At 54.9% G+C, this 20,205-nt stretch carries 19 protein-coding genes; 13 read left to right on the forward strand and 6 right to left on the reverse strand.

Going from position 1 to position 20,205, the window contains the following annotated elements; genetic code table 11:
* Positions 1 to 44: 44 nt before the first annotated feature.
* The 5 genes from FF011L_RS21145 to xerC all read left to right on the forward strand — a co-directional run bounded on the left by FF011L_RS21145 (position 45) and on the right by xerC (position 6,161).
* A complete protein-coding gene (locus FF011L_RS21145) occupies positions 45 to 1,433 on the forward strand; it encodes an alkaline phosphatase family protein (protein WP_218932782.1) in 1,389 nt (462 codons plus the stop codon).
* Between the two features lie 140 nt (positions 1,434 to 1,573).
* Positions 1,574 to 3,382, forward strand: a complete 1,809-nt coding sequence (locus FF011L_RS21150; protein ID WP_218932783.1) for a polymorphic toxin-type HINT domain-containing protein — start codon at positions 1,574 to 1,576, stop codon at positions 3,380 to 3,382.
* Positions 3,383 to 3,543: 161 nt separating this feature from the next.
* Entirely contained in the window at positions 3,544 to 4,959 is a 1,416-nt protein-coding gene (locus FF011L_RS21155; RefSeq protein ID WP_145353976.1) for a hypothetical protein, read from the forward strand.
* A gap of 55 nt (positions 4,960 to 5,014) precedes the next feature.
* Positions 5,015 to 5,257 (forward strand): hypothetical protein, encoded by a 243-nt coding sequence (locus tag FF011L_RS21160; RefSeq protein WP_145353977.1) that lies wholly within the window; start codon positions 5,015 to 5,017, stop codon positions 5,255 to 5,257.
* Between the two features lies 1 nt (position 5,258).
* A complete protein-coding gene (gene xerC / locus FF011L_RS21165; protein ID WP_145353978.1) occupies positions 5,259 to 6,161 on the forward strand; it encodes a tyrosine recombinase XerC in 903 nt (300 codons plus the stop codon).
* A 20-nt stretch (positions 6,162 to 6,181) separates the two neighbouring features.
* Here xerC and FF011L_RS21170 read toward each other — a convergent pair whose 3' ends face one another.
* Positions 6,182 to 7,183, reverse strand: a complete 1,002-nt coding sequence (locus tag FF011L_RS21170; protein ID WP_145353979.1) for an AAA family ATPase — start codon at positions 7,181 to 7,183, stop codon at positions 6,182 to 6,184.
* A 203-nt stretch (positions 7,184 to 7,386) separates the two neighbouring features.
* Entirely contained in the window at positions 7,387 to 7,815 is a 429-nt protein-coding gene (locus tag FF011L_RS21175; protein ID WP_145353980.1) for a hypothetical protein, read from the reverse strand.
* 690 nt (positions 7,816 to 8,505) lie between these two features.
* Between FF011L_RS21175 and FF011L_RS21180 the strand changes: the two genes are divergently transcribed.
* Complete coding sequence (locus tag FF011L_RS21180; protein WP_218932784.1) at positions 8,506 to 9,192, forward strand: outer membrane protein; 687 nt, start codon at positions 8,506 to 8,508, stop codon at positions 9,190 to 9,192.
* A gap of 45 nt (positions 9,193 to 9,237) precedes the next feature.
* On the opposite strand, the gene FF011L_RS21185 is transcribed toward FF011L_RS21180, so the two are convergent.
* The 3 genes from FF011L_RS21185 to FF011L_RS21195 are packed head-to-tail and all read right to left on the reverse strand — an operon-like array spanning position 9,238 to position 11,221.
* The gene (locus FF011L_RS21185) at positions 9,238 to 9,771 is read right to left on the reverse strand and encodes an NADPH-dependent FMN reductase (RefSeq protein WP_145353982.1); all 534 of its coding nucleotides are present in this window, start codon (positions 9,769 to 9,771) and stop codon (positions 9,238 to 9,240) included.
* Positions 9,768 to 10,517 (reverse strand): hypothetical protein, encoded by a 750-nt coding sequence (locus FF011L_RS21190; RefSeq protein WP_145353983.1) that lies wholly within the window; start codon positions 10,515 to 10,517, stop codon positions 9,768 to 9,770. Before FF011L_RS21190 ends, FF011L_RS21185 begins: the two co-directional genes overlap by 4 nt.
* Positions 10,514 to 11,221, reverse strand: coding sequence for a PTS sugar transporter subunit IIA (locus FF011L_RS21195; protein WP_145353984.1), 708 nt, complete (start codon positions 11,219 to 11,221; stop codon positions 10,514 to 10,516). Before FF011L_RS21195 ends, FF011L_RS21190 begins: the two co-directional genes overlap by 4 nt.
* 231 nt (positions 11,222 to 11,452) lie before the next feature.
* Between FF011L_RS21195 and FF011L_RS21200 the strand changes: the two genes are divergently transcribed.
* Positions 11,453 to 13,000 carry a glutamate ligase domain-containing protein gene (locus FF011L_RS21200; RefSeq protein WP_145353985.1) on the forward strand — a complete coding sequence of 516 codons (1,548 nt, stop codon included), beginning with the start codon at positions 11,453 to 11,455 and terminating at the stop codon, positions 12,998 to 13,000.
* A 133-nt stretch (positions 13,001 to 13,133) separates the two neighbouring features.
* Here FF011L_RS21200 and FF011L_RS21205 read toward each other — a convergent pair whose 3' ends face one another.
* Positions 13,134 to 14,660, reverse strand: coding sequence for a sodium/glutamate symporter family protein (locus FF011L_RS21205; protein WP_145353986.1), 1,527 nt, complete (start codon positions 14,658 to 14,660; stop codon positions 13,134 to 13,136).
* Positions 14,661 to 14,866: 206 nt separating this feature from the next.
* Between FF011L_RS21205 and FF011L_RS21210 the strand changes: the two genes are divergently transcribed.
* From FF011L_RS21210 to FF011L_RS21235, 6 genes are all read left to right on the forward strand, one after another.
* The gene (locus FF011L_RS21210; protein ID WP_145353987.1) at positions 14,867 to 15,934 is read left to right on the forward strand and encodes a hypothetical protein; all 1,068 of its coding nucleotides are present in this window, start codon (positions 14,867 to 14,869) and stop codon (positions 15,932 to 15,934) included.
* A 93-nt stretch (positions 15,935 to 16,027) separates the two neighbouring features.
* Positions 16,028 to 16,771 (forward strand): hypothetical protein, encoded by a 744-nt coding sequence (locus tag FF011L_RS21215; protein WP_145353988.1) that lies wholly within the window; start codon positions 16,028 to 16,030, stop codon positions 16,769 to 16,771.
* A gap of 518 nt (positions 16,772 to 17,289) precedes the next feature.
* Positions 17,290 to 18,216, forward strand: a complete 927-nt coding sequence (locus FF011L_RS21220) for a YihY/virulence factor BrkB family protein (protein ID WP_145353989.1) — start codon at positions 17,290 to 17,292, stop codon at positions 18,214 to 18,216.
* Positions 18,217 to 18,299: 83 nt separating this feature from the next.
* Positions 18,300 to 18,815 carry a nucleoside deaminase gene (locus FF011L_RS21225; RefSeq protein WP_246109552.1) on the forward strand — a complete coding sequence of 172 codons (516 nt, stop codon included), beginning with the start codon at positions 18,300 to 18,302 and terminating at the stop codon, positions 18,813 to 18,815.
* Positions 18,816 to 18,867: 52 nt separating this feature from the next.
* On the forward strand, positions 18,868 to 19,257 hold the full coding sequence (locus FF011L_RS21230; protein ID WP_218932785.1) for a response regulator: 390 nt from the start codon (positions 18,868 to 18,870) through the stop codon (positions 19,255 to 19,257).
* 135 nt (positions 19,258 to 19,392) lie between these two features.
* Positions 19,393 to 19,902: a hypothetical protein gene (locus FF011L_RS21235; RefSeq protein ID WP_145353992.1), complete on the forward strand. Its 510-nt coding sequence runs from the start codon at positions 19,393 to 19,395 to the stop codon at positions 19,900 to 19,902.
* Positions 19,903 to 20,205 lie beyond the last annotated feature (303 nt).

Here is a 20,205-nt window from a genome sequence, read left to right on the forward strand (position 1 = left end):
TTGAAGCAGACCTTCACGACGTACATCTCTTTAGGATTGGTTGCATGATGACTTGGACTCACCGGACCTTCGCCGTTCTGATCGCTGCTTGGTTCTGCAGCAGCCCGGTTACCCGAGCAGACGAAGCGGACACTCAGCGTCACGTGGTCATCGTCTCTTTGGATGGGTTGGCGGCCTACTTGGTGGACGATCCCAAAGTGCCGCTGCCAACCATCCGGCGATTGGCTCGTGAAGGGTGTATCGTCGACGGAGGCATGACGGTTTCCAATCCTTCGGTAACCTGGCCCAATCACACGACGCTGTTGACCGGAGTCCGCCCAGAGAAACATGGGGTGCTTGCCAATGGGGTCCTTGTGCGTGGTCCGATCGGAATGCCAACGGTCATCGATTCAAAGCGAGACCAAGCAGACCTGGTTCGCCTGCCCACGATCGTCGACGTTGCACATCAAGCGGGGATGAGAACGGGTGAAATCAATTGGCCATGCACACGAGGTTCGGAATCGTTTGATGATCAGTTTCCGGACGTCCCTGATGCTCTTGAGCACTCGACGCCGCGACTGCTGAAGGAACTGGTCGAACTGGAACTGCTGGACGAAGACATTGCCGGTTCGTTTAAGCAACTAAGTACGGTGGGACGAGACCACCTTTGGACGCAAGCGGCTTGCCATTTAATCCGCAGCCGCAAACCCAATTTGATGCTTGTCCATTTATTGAATGTCGACAGTGTTCATCACACGCTTGGCCCGCAGACGGCCGCCGGTTACACAGCCAATGCGTATGCCGACATGTGTTTGGCTCAAATCGTCGACGCGATCGACGATGCGGGGATTCGCGAACAGACAACATTGATTGTTGTTTCCGACCACGGCTTTGCGGCCACCCCCAAAGCCATTCGCCCGAATGTGGTCCTACGCGAAGCTGGCATGTTGGCGGTGGATGCAGGCAAACTTAGCACTGCTCGTGTACACGTCGTTCCGGAAGGTGGGATTGGTCTGGTCTACTGCACCAATCCGAGCGAGAGCAAACAAACCATCGAAGCATTCAAAAAGCTATTCCTCGGCAAAGAAGGGGTTGCAGACGTCATCTCACCAGACCGTTACCGCGAAGTCGGCTTCCAACATCCTCGCGAATACAGTCAATCGCCCGATGCAATCCTGGTGGCAGCGGACGGTCATTCCGTTTCCGGATCGGTTACGGGCGACACATTGGTTGCTTCGAACACCGAAGCAAGGACCGCGATCGGCTCTCATGGCTTCTTGTCCACCATGCCCAAGATGAAAGCGATGTGCATTCTTTCTGGTGCTGGAATTCCACCGGGAACCCACCTGTCGACCATCGAGAATATCGACATCGCGCCAACGGTCGCTCAGATTCTTGGATTGGATTACCCATCCGCCGACGGAAAAGCGTTGACGGTTCTCCAGAAACCATAACAGCCACCTACGGGAATTTAAATTTGCCAAACGCAGAAAAAGTCGCTAGGGTGAACCGTGGACGAAGTTACTTTTCAAGTTACTGAGGCTAACACGGGGTACCCGCGATGCGTTTGGCATTCTCTTCTCTTGCCACAATCTTGCTATTTCTAGCCAGTGGCCCATTTCAAAATCCGGCCTTGGGCGCCGAGCCCTCAAGGAGCCTTGCCGAAGATATATTGGCAGCAGAGGCGGACGGCGATTTAGAAAGTCGCTCGAAACTGCTGCAGCAATTGGACGCGGAGGCGTCTGAGGAACCGCTAGCTCAATCTTTACAAGGCAAAGTCCTCGGCGAGGACAATCTATGGCGGTCGGTGGAGGAATCGATTTCAGCGAATCGAAAGTCCTCGCTGCTAGCATCCTACAAAACATACCGACAGACGCTTCCCGACACAGAAGCTGGGAATTTACAAATCGCGAATTGGTGCCAAAAGGCACGGCTCCCCGAACAGGAAGCCGCCCACCTAGAACGAACGCTCCTTATCAATCCGAACAACTCGATCGCCCGCCTACGACTAGGCCATCGCTACCAGAGCGGAACCTGGGTCAGCCCCAAAGAAGCCGCACGGGTGCAAGCTGAAGCAGACATTTTGCAAAAGTCGCTGAAGAAATATGGTGCCGACATTCAGAAGATCCGTCGCAACCTAGAGAGCGGAAATTCACGTCAGGTCTGGGAGGCGATGAAACAGCTGGATGCAATCAAAGATCCGATGGCCATCCCAGCAGTCGCAAAAGTTTTCCAGACCGCAAAGTCGCCTGCCAGTGATGAAGCGATACTGTGGCTGTCCAATCAAGAGGAACCAGTCGTTTCGCGAATCTTAGCTCAATGGGCCGTGGAAAGCCGCGATCCCGCTACGCGAAACTTTGCTGGTGAACGATTGGCCGCACGACCAATGCACGAATTTGTCCCGCAGCTTCTGAATCAGCTGGAATCTCAGATCGTCAGTCGTGTCATTCCATCCTTCCGAGCCGACGGATCGCTGGCAGGGGTTCGGCATGCCTTTGCGAAAGAAAACGCCGACGATATCGATGTGACCGTGGTCGATTTCGTCAATGCTCGAAACATTCAAGATACGATAATACGCCCTGATCGGTCAGAAAATGCTACAAGCGCCTGGCGGGGAAGGGCATTTGAACGAGAAATTGCAGAACAGGAGATCCGTCTGCAAAACATCGAAACAGAAAGGAAAATTCGAACCCAGCAGGCCAAAGAAATCGCCCAGCGCGAACAGCGAATGGCGCAATCCAACGTCGCTATCCAAAATGTCAATGAACGCATCGGTTACGCGATGTCTCAAGCGACCGGCACCCATCCAGGATACTCGGAGAAACAACTCTGGGATTGGTGGTCCGATTACACGATGCGCGAACCGCCGCCTCGAAAATATGTTTCGATGCACTACTCGAATAAATACTCAACAACGAATTTCTACAGCCCACCTCAGTTTGCATGTGAGTGCTTTGTAGCGGGCACGCTGGTCACCACCTCGGAAGGGGCTAAGCCAATCGAACAGATTCGCGTTGGGGACCAGGTCCTATCAAAGTCGATCGAGGATGGCACCCTTAGCTGGGATACGGTTTGTGCGACGACGGAGCAGCCCGCCAAGCCGTTGGTAAGGCTACAGTTGGAGGACGAACAACTCGACTGCACGCAGGGGCACTTGTTCTGGGTTTCGGGAGCCGGCTGGACGCAGGCCAGAAACCTGCAAAACGGGGACGTTCTTCATGCGATCGCCGATCCGATCCGGATCCAAGACGTCAGCTCCGCAGAAGCTGCCCCAACTTACAACCTGATCACAAACGAAAACCACACCTACTTTGTTGGTGAAACTCAGGTCTTGTCTCACGACTTCAACGAGCAAGCCCCCACGGCTTACATCGTCCCCGGGCTGCACTACGCCAAGAACTAATATCCGATGAGAAGGTAGAGCCGGTTTCCACGGGTGATAGCAAACCACACCGTCCAGACGATGACTATTTTTTTGGTTTTGCTGGACTGGAGGCTGCATGGTGCCGAATGAGAGTATTGGGGGCGGGGACGATATGCGCATGGAACCGATTTCGGTGACTCATGACAGAACGACCCGCATTGATGCTAGCTTTCTGCAAAATGAATTTCCTTCTAGGGATTTCGTTGCTTTGGTTTTGCGCTGGCTGTAGTGCGATTCCCGATGTTCGCCATGCAACCCAGATCCACAATCCGTTTCCACAACTGAAACGGGTCGCGATCCTTCCTTTTAATAACCAAAGTAATGAGCCGACCGTTGATCAAACGGCGGTCACAGAGGCTTATTATGCGGCGGTGCAGGGGACTCCTGGATTTGAAGTCCTGCCTGTGGGCGTCGTCCGGAATCAACTGGAAGCTTTTGCTTCCGTCTATGGTCCTCCAAGTTCGGGCAAGGACTTCCAGATCTTCGCACAGATGATGGGTGTGGATGCGGTGGTTCAGGGCTCGGTTACCGATTTCAGCCCCTATTACCCGCCGCGTTTAGGCCTTGCAGTTCATTGGTACGCGGCCAACCCTGGCTTCCACCCCATTCCTCCAGGCTATGGGCTTCCCTGGGGAACCAAAGCAGAACAGGACATTCCATCGCGAGTCGTCTTGGATACCGAATTTGAGCTAGCACGCCAGCAAATGGCGACGCAAACTCCTCTGATTCCAGACTTTTCGGGGGCGGGATCGACGGGTCAAACGGTTCCAAAGCGAAGGCCATCCGCACAAGCCGTTCCCCCAGCTTCGCCGTCACCCTTCCCAAGCAACGCTCCTCCAGCGAACCATCCAGCAGGGGCAGAGGAGGGCATCCAAAATCGCGCGGAGCCACCTCACGAGAATGATTTCACTACGGTCGTCGAAGTTTCGGACGTCGATCCTGTCAGCTATTTTGAGGATGTCGATAGCAACGCTGCCGGTGATGGAAAGCGTGGGACGCCGCAAGAGTGGCAGCCAAAGGGTCGCTCGAAAGCAATCGTTTCCAGCGATCAACAATCGATTCCTTCGCCGATCCTAGATTCGACATCTTCACAGGATTCCGAGCAAGCCGTTCCATACGTTTACGAATCAAATGAAATCGATCCTTATGGAATGGGTTCCCCCGTCGAGGAATCGTTTAATCCTGCAGCGGCACAGCAGATGGCCAATGAAATGGCTGCGGCGATGCTGCCTCCTGAGTGGCCCGATCCTACCGGGTTGATTCCCGATCCGCCGCTGCCGGTACGACCCGTCAGTGAACCGCAGCATGAACCGGTACTAAGCCACACTCGTTTGTACGATGGTGCGGACAGTGAATTCACCGAAAGGCTAGCAAATCACGTCTCTGTGTCGGATGAAAAACGTTCGACCGGTTGGCAGGCGTACCTGAGAAGAAGTGACGATTTCATCCGATTTTGCTGCCGCTTGCATCTGACAGAAATGCTTGAAGCACGTGGTGGGGCCGAACAGAGCGATCTGATTTTGCGTTGGCCGATTAGCCGATATGAATCTCAGTGACGAAACCCAAGGGGTGGTTTCGCACGAGTGCCAATAGCATATAGGCTTACCAAGGATGGACAGCGAAATCAACGTACTCGCCTTGGTCAAAGGTGAAGAGCGTTTCATGTTTATGTTCGACGATCATAATCGCGACGAAACGCTGCGAACATTGGCCCGCTTTGCAGCCGACCCGGACCTGGATTTTTCCTGGTACGACGCTGCGATGCTTAGCCGCAAGATCCGCGACGCCGTTCCCGCTCCACAGCCGGTAGCACACACGACGCGCATCGACGCAAGCCTCCGAGGCCGAGACTAATATGCGGCGAGCGGTGGGACAATTCCTGCGTTACCTAGCGACCGAACGCAACGCTTCAGAATTGACGACCAAAGCTTATCGTGAAGATTTGCTGGGGTTGGTTGATTGGCTGGAGAACACTCATGGAGCTCCGCCAAAGGTCGACCAGCTTACCCCGCAAGACCTTCGTGGTTTCCAGGCAGCTCTGCAACAAGCCGATTACGCCCGTAGTACGATCTCGCGTAAATTGGCTTCAATGCGGAGTTTCTACAAGTTTGCCCAGCGGCAAGGTTTAGCGACATCCAACCCAGCCAAACCGCTGCGCAATCCCCGACGCCAACGCAAACTTCCGCTGGTCCTTTCCAATTCGGAAATGGGAAAACTGCTGCAAACTCCGCCGGGCGGAAACGTCGCAGGACTGCGGGACCGAGCCATCCTGGAAACGATGTACAGCGCAGGGCTGCGTGTCAGTGAACTGGTCGGGCTATGCGACGGGGACTTAGACACCGCCGAACAAATCATCATGGTTCGGGGAAAGGGCCGCAAAGAACGTATTGCTCCGCTGGGCTCCTTCGCGATTCGCGCCATTGATCGCTACCGAAGCCTCCGTGTCCATGATCCCAGCGAGGCGGCCAATGGAGTCGCAGCAGCGGTCTTTCTAAATCGCTTCGGCCGACGTTTAACGACGCGAAGTGTCGGGCGGATGTTAGAAAAACATATCGCAGCGGCCGGGCTGGATTCACGGACCAGCCCGCACACGCTGCGGCATAGTTTTGCCACGCACCTACTGGATCGCGGCGCGGACATTCGCAGCGTGCAAGAATTGCTGGGACACAAGAGCCTCGCAACGACTCAGATCTACACGCACGTCAGCACTGCCAACCTGCGAGCGATCTACGAAACAGCACACCCGAGAGCGAAGTAGTCATCACCAGCGGCGACGCTTTAAACCGTCAACTCTCTTATCAGTTCGTCGATGACGGTGTCGGGGCGAACCGATTCGGCTTGCCCTTCAAAATTCATCAAAATTCGATGACGGAGGGCGGCGTGTGCCACCGCAGCAATATCTTCTCGAGCGACATGGAAACGACCGTCTAGGATCGCTTGAATCTTGGCCGCCAACAAGACCGCCTGCGCCCCGCGAGGGCTGCTGCCATACCGCACGAACCGCTTCACCAGCGGAGTCGCCAGTTCGTGTTCCGGGTGACTGCCCATCACAATTTCAATCGCGTAACGGCGAATCGAATCGGCGATGGGAACCTGACGCGCCAGTCGATTCATATCCAGAATCCGCTGCTGCGAAAGAAGCTTTTCCGCCTTCTGGGACTCGGTTCGCGTCGTTCGATCCATGATCAATTCCATTTCCGCGGTCGTTGGAAACGGGACCATTAACTTGAAAAGAAATCGATCCAACTGAGCTTCCGGCAGCGGATAGGTCCCTTCCATCTCAAGCGGGTTCTGCGTGGCCAGCACAAAGAACAATCCGTCCAGCATGTGCGAAATCCCGCTGACCGTCACACTATGCTCCTGCATCGCTTCCAGCAATGCTGACTGCGTTTTAGGAGTGGCCCGGTTGATTTCATCCGCCAAGACGACATTGGCAAACACGGGGCCTTTTTCGAATTGGAACTTCTTCGAACCGTCGGCCGCTTCGACAAGCACATTGGTTCCCAAGAGATCCGCAGGCATCAAATCAGGCGTGAACTGAATCCGCGAAAACTGAGAATCCAACACATCCGCCAGCGTCCGAACCAGCAGCGTTTTCCCTAGCCCTGGGACTCCCTCAAGCAAAACATGTCCCCCGGCGATCAAACCGACCAATACACTTTCAACGGTCTCTTGCTGGCCAACAATCACTTTGCCAACTTCGTCACGAAGACGGCTAAAATCTTGGCGAAAGTCTTGAAACGCGCCGCGTAAAGATTCCGAGACGTCCGCGTCATTCATCGATGTGGCTCTTCGTAAGAATTAATAGCAGGTAAGCATTGCCCCGTTGGACCACCTATCCTAACCAAAAATGGAACTCTTCGAAGGAGCACTACCAAAGAGGCGTCTTACAGGAAGGATCGCCTCTTAAAAGTAGCGTTTTCTCAGAATCGCAAGGCTATTACCTTCACGGAACAGGGGCCTGAGAATCCCGCCTGGCGTCCCTAATTCAACGACGTGCTTGGAGTCAGCCCATTCAGATCTTGGTGGGCGATGATCTCGGTGAAATCCTCAGGCGGACAGGAGATCCGCATTCGATAGGCCTCCAGCCATAGCCGCAACACGTCGGCTTCGATCCCGCCAGTCGCGACCAGGGATTCTTCCAGGTCTGGAACTTCGGCATTCTGCTGAAGCATCATCAGCCCGAGGTCTTCCCGATTGAGAAACCCCAATTCGATCGCAAGTTTTCCAAAAGGGCGTCCGGTTTCATGCTGAAGAGCCAACACTTCGTAAACATCACGCAGGGTCATGTACCCAGCATCGATCGCCAACTGGCCGATCGGTCGACGAAATCGCATCTGCCGGCGCATCGCCTTGCAAAGCGCATCGGGTGAGATCAATCCCTCGTCCACCAAATCAAATCCGAACCACATTTCAACAGCCCCATTAATTAAAAAAGTCAACAATCCGCAAAGAAGCCCCTGACTTGAGCGTCAGCAGATTCCCTAAAGGGACTGTAGGTCACGGTTCGGAAAGGTCCAAATAAAAGAAGAACGACCTTGCTCATTTTCCCACCATGGGTACTGACGGTATGACGCGCTCCCAACAAATACGTTACTCCGGGGGGGCTGAATCCATGATTGCGGGTTCCCGACTGCAAGTAAGAAAACAGCATAAATCGGCAACCAATCCAATCACTTATGCCAGACGATCTCCCCTTACGCCCAATTAACACCAATTTCTTAGCGGCACGCCGCGAGCCCTCCGGCCCGAAAACTATTCCAAAACCGCAAAAGGGCCGGACGGCTTGCGCCGTTCCGCTAAGAAAAAAGCGAGCCCTCAAATACCAGCGGCCAGCCACTGCGGATTAGGAAAGCTTCACGATTTTATCCGCGCAAGCGAATATTCGACTTTTGCGGTTATTTCGGTTAGTGCTTCGGGACACGAAAACATGAATTCCCCGGAAGATTTTCACGAAGCCTAAAGATGTGGTCAGCCCCCTCTGGAGAACAGATTCCGCACAGAGCATGTCCACGCCTCACGAGTCTACATGTTCCTTACGTGACAGAAAAAAGGGAATTTTAATGTCAGTACAAATCAATCGGACTTCAATTTCACGAGCCATGGCTTCGTTAACTGGAGTATTGTTGACGGCACTGGTGATGTCCAACTGCGGTTATGCAGATCAGCCATTCGCCTTCACAAAATCAAATTGTGATTCGGCTTGCGACTCGCTAGGGGGACATGAATGTGTGTACGACTGGTCAGGTCCTTATGTGGGCTTACACAGCGCCTGGTCGTTCCTTGATCCTCAATCCGAAGCACTGAACCACGTCCAAAATAGCTCGAACGGCTTTGCGGGTGGAATACACGGTGGGATAAACCGTCAAAAAGGACATGCCGTTTTTGGGGTCGAGATGGACTATACCTTGACGGACCTTGATAACGTCTCCCCTTGCTTCAACCCCGCATATAACTGCGCGGCCTCTTCCAACTGGAATGCTTCGGTACGTGGCCGCTTGGGCTTTGCCTACGACCGATTCCTATTCTTTGGCACTGCGGGATATGCGTTTGCTGACTACCACGGTTACACACAACTTGTTGCGACTGCCACCAAATTTGCCGACGACGCGACGCTTACTGGCGGGACCTATGGTGGCGGTATTGAGTACGCAGTCTCCAGAAATTTGCGACTGCGAAGCGAATATCGGTTCAGCAATTTCTCAGAAGAAACGTTGAACTATGACCGCGGGTACACCGTCAGCCCGAACATCCAGTCTGTGAATTTCGGAGCCACCGTCGCTTTCTAAGCGGCGAATGGACTTGCGTTCCAGCAACCAATCAAAGCAGATTTTTTAAATCTGCTCGGGCGGCCTAACGGCGGCGGATAAACGCAGTGTCTCTTCCAACAGCTGATCCAAACGGACCAGTGTATTCTCGTCGCTGATCTGCTGACCTTCGTATGCGTCGCCGACGGTGTAGACAAAACGGGGAACGATCACACAGCGAAAGTCCAGCATCAAACTGTTGGCCAATCCCATCGCCGACATGTAGCTCCCTTGCCCACCTGCGGCCAGCATGATTCCGACCACTTTCCCCGTCCACGCTCGCCCGGTGATCTCCACCAAGTTTTTTGCGGCCGCGTTGACGTCGAAATTGTAAACCGGTGCAGCCAACAGGATCGCCGACGCATTGGTCACCAATTCGGTGGCTCGGATTGAAGTCGGGTGCGCGTAGGCGGAGGCTCCATCACAAAACGGCAGGGGATCTTTTTCCAAATCCAGCAATTCGTAGGGGCGGTCGCTTTTTTCCAGTCGCTCACAAGCGGCTTGAGCCAATAAGCGGCTGCGACTATTCGGATTCAAACTGGCACTAACAACTAAGATCATGAGGATGTCTCCCGGGGGATATCGAGAAAGCGGAGCAGGGCAGGGTGCCGAAACGGTTTACTTAAGACCGTATCCACCCCGCCTAACTTGGCCGCCTGCATTTGTTCCCAGCGAGGATAATTGACAATCCAGGCATGGCGAACCCCAGCCGTTGTCGATACCCCCGCCAAGCGATCGCGCCATCGCTGCGGATCGCCAGCTGGCGCCGCAGAATCATCCCAGATCACATGGCTCGCCCCACGTACGGTTCCCATCGTTTCCGGCGACGCCCAGACGGCTGCCCGGTTCTGCACGGTCAACAATTCAAGAAACGGCACAGCGGTCAAATAGTTGGCCGAAACCACCAAAGTCATGCCTGTCGCCGATCCCGCAGCGACCGCGGAATCGGGTGGTCCAAACCAACCAGGAACCACCTGCTGCCAAGCGTGCCAAGGCAAACGCTGCCAACCGGGAAACGGGACCCCCGTCCGGCCTTCGCCTTCGCACCCACTACCGACCAACAAGGTCTTGGGGACCAGCGGATAGATCTGTTCAAGCTTACTCAGAAATTCCGATGCAACCAACTGTCTCACATGCCGTGCCGCCAGAATATTGGTCACTCCATCGGCGGGTCGTGCGATCGCGTCCGCAAAATCAGCACGCCAAGCGAGCTGAGTCGCAAACCGTTGACAGTACTCAAATGCCTCGACGAATTCACGTTGGTTTGAATTCCCGATCCACAACAAAGTTCCAGACGACACTGTCATTCGGATTCCTCGATCAACTCTTCCGCCGCTAACAAAGCATCCCGAATTTCTGCCGGCGACTGAGCCTCACGGATTCGTGGCAAGCATTCGCCATCGGAGATCAAACGGCTAAGGCGAGCCAAGATTTTAAGATGGGAACGGTCATCGTAGCTGCAGACCAAAAAGAAGACGTCCGTTAAATGGCCTTGGTCGGAGAATGGTAACGGCGCAGAACAAACACCAATCGCCAACAACGACTGCGCCAAGATGGAAGTCTGCGGACGCCGCGGATGCAATAAAGCGACTCCGCAATCGAGTGCCGTTGGATGAAGGTCCTCTCGCTGCCGAACGGCTTCGGCCATCGCCGGTGCATCCCACAACAATCCCGTCGCGCCCGCCAAATCGGCCATCGCCCGAATCACCGACCCCTTGGTCCTGGCGTTCAATGGAACTGCAATCCCTTCTTCGGGACATAGATCAACAATCCGTCCGATCGGCTCGTCGGCCGTTTTCGTACGGTGAAGCAAATTCTCGACGACCCCCAGCTCCGCCTCATCACTGTCGCCGATGCGATCCTCCATGTAGTGATGAATCTCCGCTTCCGCAAATCGCCACTCTCCTTGAACCCTGCGCCCCGGCAACTTCCCACGTTCGGCCAACTTAATGACCTGGTCAGGAGTCAAGTGCAGAAACGCAGCCAAATGTCCGACGTCAAAATCTTCCACAGGAAAAACTCGCTATTTTTTTATTGCTAGCATTGAGCCACAAAAAGGCTAAACCGTTGCATTTCCTTGCATCGTGGCAGGCAAGGCGGTCTCTGTCCAGAGAGTTTGATCAATGCAAGCATTGTAAAAGGTTAAAGGACCGAGAGGAATTCGACTTGACCAAACGAAGCGAAGGCCGACAATCGTGAGCACGCTGATCGAAGCGAGTCGGTTTAGGAAAAACCGGCGACGATGAAAACTGAAATTGGAATCACTGCGGCAAGGAGGCCGAACATGGTTGGAACCGAATCGCGCACGCTGCGTCCAGCAAGTCTTCGCACATTGCTCCCTCAATCACGGATGGTGGGTGGCGGAGACATTCAGGTAACTCGCCTAGCCCCTTCGCCGCGTGGCTGCTTGCCCGGCGACCTGGTTGTTATCGACTGTTCGGTCGATGACCCACACCTGGCCCTCGCCGAAGCATTGGCTCGAGGCGCATCCGGCATTTTATGCGAACAGCTTCAACCTTGTCCGCTTCCCCAGTGCATCGTTCCCGATGCCCTTGCAGCGACAGCCATGGTGGCCGACGCATTGGCGGGGCAACCGACGAACGACATTTTCACCGTAGGCGTCATCGGCGAAGCCGGCAAAACGACCACAGCATTGTTGGTCGCCGCGACCCTCCGTGCTGCCGGAATTCGCACCGCATACAACACGGACCTGGGCAGCTGTGATGGGATTGTTCAAATCACGCCACGCCAAACCGCCGACACGCCTTTGCTTCACTCGGAATGGCTGAGTGATTCACGCGATGCGGGAAGTGCCACAGCCGTGATGGAACTGTCCGACGCGATGCTGTCCAATCACTGCCTTGAACCCCTTCATTTGGACCTGTTGATCGTTACAGGGAATCCAGGTCGTCACGCCGACTTTGGACCGCACCGCCTACAGCAAGCTCTCGATCACCTCAACCCAAGCGGTGTTGTGATTGTTTCCAGCGACGCACCTCAAGCCGTCCGAATGGTCGACGAAGCGGGCGCCCAAAAAGTGACCTACGGGCTGCGAAATGATTCCGATGTCACCGGAAAAATTTTCGAACAGGTTCCTGGCGAAACGACTCTATTGGTTACTGCAGGAGACTGCACCGCGGTTTTAGAAACCGGCCTTACCGGCCCCGCAATGGCAAGCAACCAACTGGCGGCAATCGCCGTTGGGCTATTGTCCGAACTGGACCTCCCTTCCGCCTTAGAAGCACTGCGAGCGGTCAAACCGATCCCGGGACGCATGGAACGTGTCACCGGGTACGACACCGCCTCGGTAGTCCTCGATTCGGCAAACAATTCAGCTCGCCTAGCCGCGACCATGCGTGGCCTACGCCGCGAACGCCAAGGCGGACGTCTCTGGTGCATCACGACACCATCGGCTCACCTGTCAGAAGACCAACTGGCACTGCTGGGACGAACCGCAGAACGATTCGCGGACCATGTCATCTACACTTCAGGAGCCGCCGGGAAAGAAACATTCCTCCAAGCGACTCACGCGATGTTGGATGGAGTCCACAACATTGCTGCTCCGCGTTTAATTGCAGATCGTAAACGAGCCATTGAGTGGGCGGTCACGCATGCGGAACCTGGCGATACCATTTTGATCGCCGGTGGCTACCAGCAGAACAATCCTCACGAACAACGATCGACGATCGACGCCGATCGGACCTGCATCGAACAAGCTCGTGAGCTTGACGCAACCAGCCGGGAAACACGTCCGATGACGATCCCTTTCCCAAGTGTTGCTCTGAACTAAGCCTCTCTAAACATCTAAATGCCGCAGCGGTTCTCCAGCACCAGGCTTATCGGCCGGTGCTAGCCGGTGCCTTCCGTCGCTTCGAAATTTCAAGGGATCCCAAACGGCAGGGTGGGATTCCTGCTTGGTTCGATTACCGAGCCACTGGCCTTCTTATCGCGAACAAGACCAAGCCCCCGAGAACGGCGGTGAGGGTTAACGTTGACGCGGCCAGAGGCACATATTCTAAGACCAACAGTGGCAGCGCGATGGTCAGCATCCCGCCGCCGATAAACGGCGCCGAAAAAGGGGCCGCCAATGCGTAGTCTTCGCTCGCCCCACTTTTCAGATTGGGATCGATGACGCGAAGCAGCACAAAACCGGTCGCGGTCGTACCGGTCGACATGCCATAGTTAAGCAGCCCCAAGGGGAACCAATAGTGCTTTGGCAGGATTCGGGGGGACAACACAAACAGGCAGAAGGTCGTCCAGATTGCCCCGCCAGCAAACAGATACAGAAACGGCAGCCAAAGCGTTTGAACGGTTTCCAGATTCAACGTTGCAACAGCCGCGATGACTAGAACATCCATCGCAGAAGCTACCAGCCGCGAGATGGTTGTCGGATCAATCAGGTTCCCCTGACCGACACTGCGGAGGAAGCGACGCAAAAGGGCTCCGCCAAACAACGTGTAGATAAACAACGGAAACGTTCCCAGCACACCAGCGAACGTCAACTTCTGCTGCAGCGTCGATTCACCGCTACCCGCTTCTTCCGCCAACTGGACCGCACCTCGCCAAGTGTCCAGCTGCCCACCGCCCAATGAAACTAATTGTTGCAGGGCCAACCCAATCCCCAACGCAAGCAGAAGCCACAATGCCTGCAAGAGGAGCGGATCGACAACGTTCCCTTCGACTCGGGCCTTTCCTAGCGATTCACCACCTTCGGATCGTTCTGCCGTTTCTAGCGTGCCGGATTCCAAACTCTTGGCCGGTTGATACCAGCCTCGCCAGATCGCCAGATTGATCCAAAGCATTCCCGACACCAACCCCCACGCCAATCCTGCAGTCGCCATCAACAGCCCTAGATCAAGGCCGGCCGGAAAACCGATACTTGGATGTGCAAAAACGGTTCCCATTGCCGCTGCCGTACCGTGCCCTCCGGCGAACCCTGTTTCGATCAGCATCCCCATCGAATTTGGCAGCGATGTCCCACCGGGATCGATATTCGTTGGCTGAATAAGAAGCCATGTGATCCACAACCCAACGGTCGATTGCCCAATCACGATGATCCAAACCATCAACGCTTCGCGTCCTACTCGACGAAACCTTTCCGTTGCACCGGTGCCTCCCTCCATCCCTGAAGCGGCCAACGCTTGCCCTCGATCGGATTTGGTAAGCAGCAGTCCAGCAAAGACAAACGCGATCAGAACGCCGGGCCAGGAACGCATCGTTTGCGTCCAGTCCGCGGCAGATTCCGACAACCAATCAGACAGCGCATAACCTTGTCCGTCGGCGATTGGCGATTCAGTGACTCCCCAGTCAAGGATTTGAAAGTACGCCAATCCGATCACTCCAGCCAACAGAGAAGCGGGAATACGGGCAACCGCAAACAGCCCGATCCAGCGCCGCAAAGCGAGGGCAAACAGCAAACAAACAGCGACAAAAAGCAACGCAGAGAGCATTTCGATCCGAAGATTTGAAAGGGAAGGGAAGTGGGCAATTGAAACGCCCAATGAAAAAATGCTCTTGTGAGCGTTGGCGGGAACCGATATTTAAAAATTGGAAAATGTCGGGCTCCGCCCCTACTACCGGGCCAGCCCGGCCGTCCACTATTTTTTGCGTCCCGTCGCACCTCGGTGCGGCTTCCCCCAACATGGGAGGGAGTGCAATGATAAGGCGACCGCGGCTGAGCGTCTTGCTTGGCATCGCTATTGTTGCAGTTTTTTTCAGTCAACCGATAACCGCTCATGCCGATGAGCCCAACCAAAGCGGAGGCCTAGGACCTCCAATCGACCTACCAAACGGATCGAGCGGCCTGATCCAACAAACGGGGATCGTCCACTTTCAGATGATTTTAGGGAGGCTGGAACTGGATCCCCCCAGGCACCGCAAAGGGACCAAATCACTTCGACAGACCGAACCATTTGAACTGCAAGAACGGATTACCGTCAGCAGTGAACGGGGAATTCCCTCTCTCCACTACAGCTGGGAAACCAACCACCACCGTGTGATTGTCAACGTCTCTGACGCCCTTAACCTTCATCTTCATTCCCAGCGTCCTGACCTCCGCACTCAAATCGCATTGGTGCAACCCGCCAGCGGCCCGATCGACGTCAAACTTCAGTTGGACACGGGCGAGCTTCTAGAATCGATCGAGGTTCCCAGCCTGTACCACTTACAGGCCTCCCATCCTGAAATTTTCTCTCAGCACATAGAGAGACTTCTGCCCTACTTGCTTCCGGGCCCCTCGATCCGTCAGCTTCGCTTCGAGGCCGAGAGACAGTTACTGACCGTAACCCCAAACCGGCCGATCCCAACCTACGGCAGCGTACAAGCCTGCGTCGAACGACTAAGCGATTCCCGACGTGCTGTTCGAGCGGCTGCCGAAGCGGAATTATGTGCCTTTGGGCTGCCGGTCCTTCGGCACATAGACCGATTTCCTGCGGAGCTACTGGAAACCGAACAACGGGCTAGGTTGCAGCGAGTCCGCCAACACTTGCAACCCAGAAGCTCCGACACACCAGCGCGACTGGCAAGCTGGTTATCCAGTGATCATCGATATTGGAATCTTGCCACGGCCAATTTCAGTCACGAAGAGTGGCTGATTGCCGATCGATTTGTCCACAAAACCTGCGGCAAACACCTCGATTCCGTTCAACCTTCACCCTCAGGATTACGAATTGCCGACGCAATCGCCCCCCATATGCGGAGCGAAAGTTATCTCGGTTCCCCGTAGAATCGCCTATCCCCTGAACTGGCTCACTCGCCTATAATACGGCAGATTCGTCCGCGAAGGAAAATCGATTCCCTGATCACCCGGAGTTACTGAATGGAAGGGTACGGCGCCTACAGCGATGATTTCTATCTAAACATGACCTTGGGCACCGAAATGGATTTGCCCGAAAATCGTGAAACGGTGCTACATCATTTCGAGCAATTCAAACGTCGGTTTCCGACGCTGCAAAATTTTTATTCACGGGAATCGAACGAATACGTCCTGGAAGAAGAAAAGGAACATGGGACCTATCGGTGGACGTCGATCGAATCCCGCCGAGTGAATAGCGGCGCGGTCAACCCGCCATCCTTTGAGGCGGCCACCGAACTGCATCGGACCCTGCTGGAGATGGTTCCGTACACACTTTCGGTCAGCCCTCTCGATTGTGAATCTCTCAGTGTGACGATGGGATTTGACTTTACGTTCCGAGGTGACCAAAACGAGGTCATGCACGAAGCACTCGGCATCCTTCCCGGATTTGACAAGCTGCTTGAGATGCCGAACAGTCGGCTACTCTGTCACGAACCGACAATCCAGTTAGCACTCGACGATGATTGCCGAACGCAGTGCCGCGTCAGTTTTGAAACCCGGACAACCGCCTACCATGTACGGACGCGTGATTTCCCCGAAGACCAACTGAGTGCCTACCTAACCGTTCGCCGCTACGACAGTCTTTCCAGCGACGAAGATTACGTGACCGAATTTGACCGCCTAGCCACCCTCTGCCGCGAGCTTGTCGACGGATACATGGTCGCCAATGTCCTCCGCCCACTGCAGCAGGCGATTGCACTGAAGTAAAAGCTTTCTCGCAATTTAGCGGACAGAGTTTTCAAACGGTTGATCACTCGTTCGCCTGGGACGGGCAATCGGTTGGTGACGCATTGCCGGGCAGGTTGCTCCTGTTTGTTTCCGCCGGGCTTGTCCCGGTCGGTACAGCAACTGGCAGTTATCTCAATGCCTCCGCCACTCTCTCCTCCTCCGCCAGCCGGGGCAAGCCCGAAAACGGAACGCTTTCGGAAGCCTGCGGGCTAGAAGCGCCGGCGCAACCAATCCCAACACGCTGCGTAAGCGAGGGACCGGGAACACGGTCTTTAACCCCTCGCCTACGCAGCGGGTTGGAATCTCGGCTACCTGCAACTCCTACCGGCGGCTTGCGGGTTCAAGCCGGTCGTGATTGCGGCTGAATCGCTGTTGGTACGCAGATTGCTACTAATCCAGTCCAAGGGCTTGCTCTGGTTTACTAAGCCGTCCCAAAATCACCTCCTTAGTCAGAGGGCGGGATTCACCCGGATTCCCTCTACGTTTGCTGGACCGCCATGGATTTTCTAAAACAAACCTTTTCGGAGTTTTCTAAGAATCGCTGCAGCACTCTTGCCGCAGCCTTAGCTTATTACACTGCGTTTGCGCTTCCACCATTGATGTACCTGTTACTGACGATCCTGACGTTCGGGCTTTCCGTCGCGTACGAGGGTGAGCAGGCAGAAGAGAATGCACAAGCGATCCTGCAAAGCCAAACCGCTCAAATGATCGGCAATCCCGCAGCAAGTGATCAGATTGCTGCCATCTTGGAAAACAACCGACAAGCGGAAGGCAAATGGTGGAAAACGCTTTTAAGTTTTGCCGGTATCGTAGTGGGGGCGACAGGGGTCGTTGCGGCACTTCAGGGAGCCCTGAATCAGGTCTGGGAAGTTAAACCCGACCCCGAAAGAACGGGTTTCTTAGACATGATCGGGAAACGTGTCCTGTCATTCGGAATGATCCTTGGACTTGGATTCTTGCTATTGGTTTCGCTGGTGGTATCGTCCGTTCTATCCGGCGTCGGCGATAAGATTGGCGGGCTGATTGGGATGTCCGAAGCGGGCGCGAACGGCGTCAATTTTGTGATCCAAGCGGTTGTTGTGTTTGTCATCTTTGCTGCAATTTTCAAGTTCATGCCCGATGCTCAGGTCCGCTGGAAAGATGTCGGCGTCGGGGCGGTGCTGACAACCGCCCTGTTTCTTGTCGGCCGACTTGCGATGCAGATCTACTTCTCGTTCAGTGAACCTGGCGCCCAACTGGGCGCCGCTGCGGCTTCACTTGCCGTATTGCTTGTGTGGGTCTACTACACAGCAATGATCGTTTTGCTGGGCGCCGAAGCGACACAGGTCTACGCCGTTCGATACGGCGATGGCATTACCCCCGAAGACAAAGCGGTACGAACGGTTGAGACGATTCGACGAACAGGTGACGCGAACGACTTATAAAGTCTACCTGACTTCGAATCGACCAACTTTCCACTTCGTAGGATTTACTGCATAAGCGTCAACATCATTCACCTTTCACCCCAATGAGCATCAGCTCCATGGAATCCATCACAAAAGAAACGCTAGCCGGCTGGATGAAATCGGCATTGGCGATCGCCGTCGAAGGGATTGCGAAAGGAGAATCTCCATTTGGAGCCTGTATCTACGGTCCGGATGGTGTCCCGCTATCAAGAGAACACAATCAGGTCGCATCAACGAATCGCCCGACCGCACACGCCGAGATATTAGCCATTGAATCCGCGTGCGTTAAAAAGGGCGAAAGCCGCTTGCCGGACCATTGGTTGGTCGCAACTGGAGAGCCCTGTCCGATGTGCTTTTCCGCCGCTGCACTGGCTGGAATTCGGCACATCGTCTACGGCGGTCCCACCGAAGTGATTAAGCAGTCCGGATACGAGACCCTTGATATCTCCGTCCGCTCGCTGAGCCGAATCGTCGAAGATACGTTCGATATCCACGGACCAATCCTCCAATTCGATTGCTCGGCGCTGTTACTCAATCATCCCAGGGAGTCTCAAACCGATGGTTCAGTTAACCAATAACCGGTCGCTACAAAGTCTCCACTCCATAAAAGGCCTTGAAAGAGGCTTGATAGTGGACGATGTCCCATCCATTCGGATTCATATCAACAAGACAATGCGCGGTATGGGAATAGAAACATGGCATGCGGGCAACGGCGATCAAGCTTATCGATTACTTCATCGACACCCCTTCGACATCGTCGTGACCGATATCGAAATGCCAGAAACCTCTGGACTCGAACTCCTCTCTTCAATGCGACAGTCGACCAACCAACGAATTAGCAAAACGCCTGTGATTGTCACTAGCAGCGTTCGAGATCAGCGAATCGAACAGCAAGTGCGATTCGTCAAGTTTGCATACTTCCTTCCGAAACCAATCCGTACAACGGAGCTGAAAGTGCTTCTTCAAATGATCGCGACCAGTCGCACGTTGAGGGCCGAAAGAATGTCACCGAAGCGTTGATGACGTGTCCGAAATCACTTCACTGTGGCACGGCAAATGCTACTTGGGTTCCTTCGCCAGCAACGACTGGTTGTCCGAACGATCGGCATGCTTCGATCGTTCGTTTCCTCAAAACCCAAGATTAGGACCAAGAACATGTCGACTAAAAAAACAGAACGAGAAGAGACCCGTGAAGAACTGCGTAACGAAGACGCAATCACCGGCGAACCGGGCTCGCACCCCGTTGGGACCGGAGTTGGCACAGCACTCGGCGGGGTTGCCGCCGGCGCAGCGGCAGGCGCTGTCGGCGGCCCGATCGGAACCGTCGCTGGGGCGGTCATTGGTGGCGTTGCTGGCGGGCTTGCCGGGAAAGCGGTCGCGGAAAACATCGACCCCACCGTCGAAGCCGCGTACTGGGAAGAGCAGCATCAAAGCCGCCCCTACTATGACGATGCGTATGAATACAATCACTACCACCCCGCCTACCAAGCGGGCTGGGAAGCGTACGACGCCGATGCAAATGAAGACTGGGCAGCCCGCGAGGCCCTCGCCAGACAACGCTGGGAAAACGAAGGGGGGGCGGAACACATGACATGGGCAGAAGCACGCCCCGCTGCGATGGACGCGTTCACACGAGTGCATACGCGGACCAACAAACCTCGTTGATGCAGTGGGTCCTCAACCCCGAGGCCAAAACGCAGAACACAAATCTACTCGGGAACCAGCATCTACAAATTTCACGCCCTCCAAGGAGGGTTAAGGCTAAGTAAGGAGAGGCCCCATCGTCGGCTACGACTTGCTATTTATAAGTCGGCGGATTGCAGTGGCATATCCCGTGACTGGTGCGGTCGCCCGCTTCTCGCTGGATATTGACTTGTCCCGACAATAGAGGGGCCGCCGACTCCTCGTCAGAGAGACGCCGGTTCGCCTCCCAGAACGGACATTTCCCTACATATCGCAGCGAAACGA

This window comes from Roseimaritima multifibrata (assembly GCF_007741495.1).
In the GTDB taxonomy this organism is placed as follows: Bacteria; Planctomycetota; Planctomycetia; order Pirellulales; family Pirellulaceae; genus Roseimaritima; species Roseimaritima multifibrata.